The organism is Phenylobacterium sp. (assembly GCF_020253645.1).
Taxonomy (GTDB): Bacteria; Pseudomonadota; Alphaproteobacteria; order Caulobacterales; family Caulobacteraceae; genus Phenylobacterium.
The window spans coordinates 1-2,553 of sequence record NZ_JADCBG010000107.1 but is presented as its reverse complement, the minus strand read 5'-3'; the positions used below and the strand labels follow the sequence as shown (position 1 = coordinate 2,553).

Genomic DNA, 2,553 nt, shown 5'->3' with positions numbered 1-2,553 from the left:
GGGACCCCTGCGTTATGACCCCAATGATCCCGGAGATGCGCTGAAGGCGTGTTTTGGCGGCCTGTGGGTGGGTTTTGGGGGTGATTTTGAGGTGTCTGGACGGACTCCGGGCGTGTCAGGCCGTCATTGCGGCGGCGCGGCGCAGGTTGAAGGCCATGGCGGTCAGGAGGATCTGTCCGGCGACCTTGGCCAGTCCGATGTAGCGGGCCCGGGTCAGGCCCATGCGGCGCTTCCAGGTGGCGAAGGTGGTCTCCACGGCGGCCCTGCGCCTGGCGATCAGGGTGTTGTAGTGCTGCTGGCGCCTGGTGAGGGCGTGATACTGGCTGGGCCGGCGCATCAGCCGGGGCTTGACCCCCAGGCTCTTGAGCCGGGCGCGGCGGGCGTGGGTATCATAGGCCTTGTCGCCATAGACCGCCGCCTCGTCACCCCGGATCAACGCGTCCGCCGGGGTGGTGTCGTTGACGTTGGCCGGCGTGGTGATCACCGCCCGCACCAGGCCCGAGCCCTGATCGACGCCCACATGGGCCTTGTAGCCATAGGTCGAGCCCACCTTGCCCTGGCGCTTGACGAAGGCCGCGTCCGGATCGCGCGCCTCGGCCTCCTTGCCCTTTCTGGGCCGCGAGGTCGCCGCCTCGATCAGGGTGGCGTCCAGCAGGGCGCCCTGCTTCAGGATCAGGCCCGACGCCTCAAGCTGACGGTCCAGCTCGCCGAACAGACGCTCCAGAAGCTGTGCGCTCACCAGCCGGTTGCGGAACCGGCAAAGGGTCGTGTGATCGGGGACCTCGTCCTCAAGGCTCAGGCCCACGAAGCGGCCGAACGCCAGGCTGTCCCCCAGCCGGAACTCCAGTTCCGCATCCGAAAGCCCGTACCAGGCCTGCAGCAGAAGCGCCTTGAACAGCAGCAACGGACGATAGCCCGGACGGCCAGGCCCCTCCTCGCGAAGACTGGCCAACTGACGCTCAAGGCCAGACCAGTCCACAAGCGCCGAAACCCGGTCCAGGGCCCGAACCCCGCCCCGCCGAGCCGCCGCCAACTCCCCAAACCCAAGCTGACCCGTCGACTTCACTGACATCGCAATCCCTCCGCCGTCATCGACAGGGAATCACGATCCGGGGATTTCGCAATAGTCCCGGAAGGGGCGGCGTGCTAGCGTCTGCTTTCCTGCTGAATTCCCGGTGGCGGAGGTGTCTCTGCCCGACACTGCCTGTGCGGTGCGCCGGGGAACAGATTGTGGAGGATCAGATGCCGAACAGGATCACTGGCGACCCCGAGCCGCTTCCAGCCGAGCGTCGCCTCTTCATCATCGGCGCGATCGCCATGACCGGAGTCACGGTCGCCGGCTTCGCCGTCCAGCTCTTGGCGGGCCGGTCCAGCTTCGATGCGCCGCTGTTCGTCCACGCCCATGCGGTCGTCTTCATGGGATGGCTGGCGATCTACCTGGGGCAGACGGCGCTGGCGGCGCGGGGCGCAGGGGACTGGCATCGCCGGCTTGGCTGGCTCGCCATGGCCTGGGTGCCGCTCATGCTCTTCCTGGGCCTGCAGGTGGTCGTGGACATGGTCCGCCGGGGTGAGGCGCCCTTCTTCTTCCGACCGCTCCACTTCCTGGTCCTGGACCCTGCCAGTCTTCTGGCCTTCGCCGGGCTCACTCTCTGGGCCGTCGCGCGCCGCCGGAACACCGACTGGCACGCCCGGTTGCACTTTTGCGCCATGGTCGCCCTGCTGGGGCCGGGGATTGGTCGCCTGATCCCGTCTCCCGCCTTAATGCCCTGGGCTTGGGAGGCGACGATCGCGGTCAGCCTGATCTTCCCGGTGCTGGCGATTCTCGTAGACCGCCGGCGGACCGGCCGGGTGCATCCGGCCTGGTGGAGCGGGCTTGCGGCCCTGGCCCTGATGGTCCTGGTCACCGAAGCCGTCACCTATAGTCCCGCCGGAGAGGCGCTTTACAGGGCTGTGACCGCAGGGTCACCCGGGGCGGCGGTCGCCCCGCTCGCCTTTCCGGCGCCTCCCGGTCCCCCGCCGGCCTGAGGATCAGCGCGCGACCCGCTGAATCGGCGGCTCAGCAGGCGTTGGCGACGCCGCCGCAGCCGGCGCCCTGGTCGCCCATCCGCTGCATCTGGTCGGCGTCCTTGCGACGACGCGCCTCCCAGGCTTCGGCGGTAGCGCAGACCTTTCTTCGGAAGTGGGAGCCCATCTGCTGCACCTGCTCGCAGATGAGCTTGGGTTCACCCGTGTTCGGCACGGGCCGGACGGCTGCGGCCTTGGCGGGCCCGTTCTGGGGCGGCCTGGAGCCTGTCGTTTCCGCCGCCTGGGCGGTGAGGGCGAAAAGGGCGAGGCAGGTCATGGCGATCACCCCGTGGGGCGTGTGGTGAAGGTGGGGCATGGGGGACTCCTTCCGGTGCGCCAGTCTGCTCGCAAGGGGCCGGAACCGCAAACGCCTGCAAGGCAGGCTGTGGCTAGCTCGTGATCTGCCCGGGCTTTGTAGCTCGTGAAGTGTCCGGTTTGTCGAATGGCTCTGTGGAGGGCCGATTGATGAACCGGGCGCGTATCGACGAG

General features: G+C 68.5%; 3 protein-coding genes. 1 reads left to right on the top strand and 2 read right to left on the bottom strand.

What is annotated here, in order from left to right; genetic code table 11:
• Positions 1 to 115: 115 nt before the first annotated feature.
• Entirely contained in the window at positions 116 to 1,072 is a 957-nt protein-coding gene (locus INE98_RS07630; protein ID WP_367120174.1) for an IS5 family transposase, read from the bottom strand.
• A gap of 170 nt (positions 1,073 to 1,242) precedes the next feature.
• Between INE98_RS07630 and INE98_RS07625 the strand changes: the two genes are divergently transcribed.
• Positions 1,243 to 2,025, top strand: coding sequence for a hypothetical protein (locus INE98_RS07625; protein WP_293537890.1), 783 nt, complete (start codon positions 1,243 to 1,245; stop codon positions 2,023 to 2,025).
• Positions 2,026 to 2,056: 31 nt separating this feature from the next.
• On the opposite strand, the gene INE98_RS07620 is transcribed toward INE98_RS07625, so the two are convergent.
• Positions 2,057 to 2,380 (bottom strand): hypothetical protein, encoded by a 324-nt coding sequence (locus INE98_RS07620; protein WP_293537889.1) that lies wholly within the window; start codon positions 2,378 to 2,380, stop codon positions 2,057 to 2,059.
• Positions 2,381 to 2,553 lie beyond the last annotated feature (173 nt).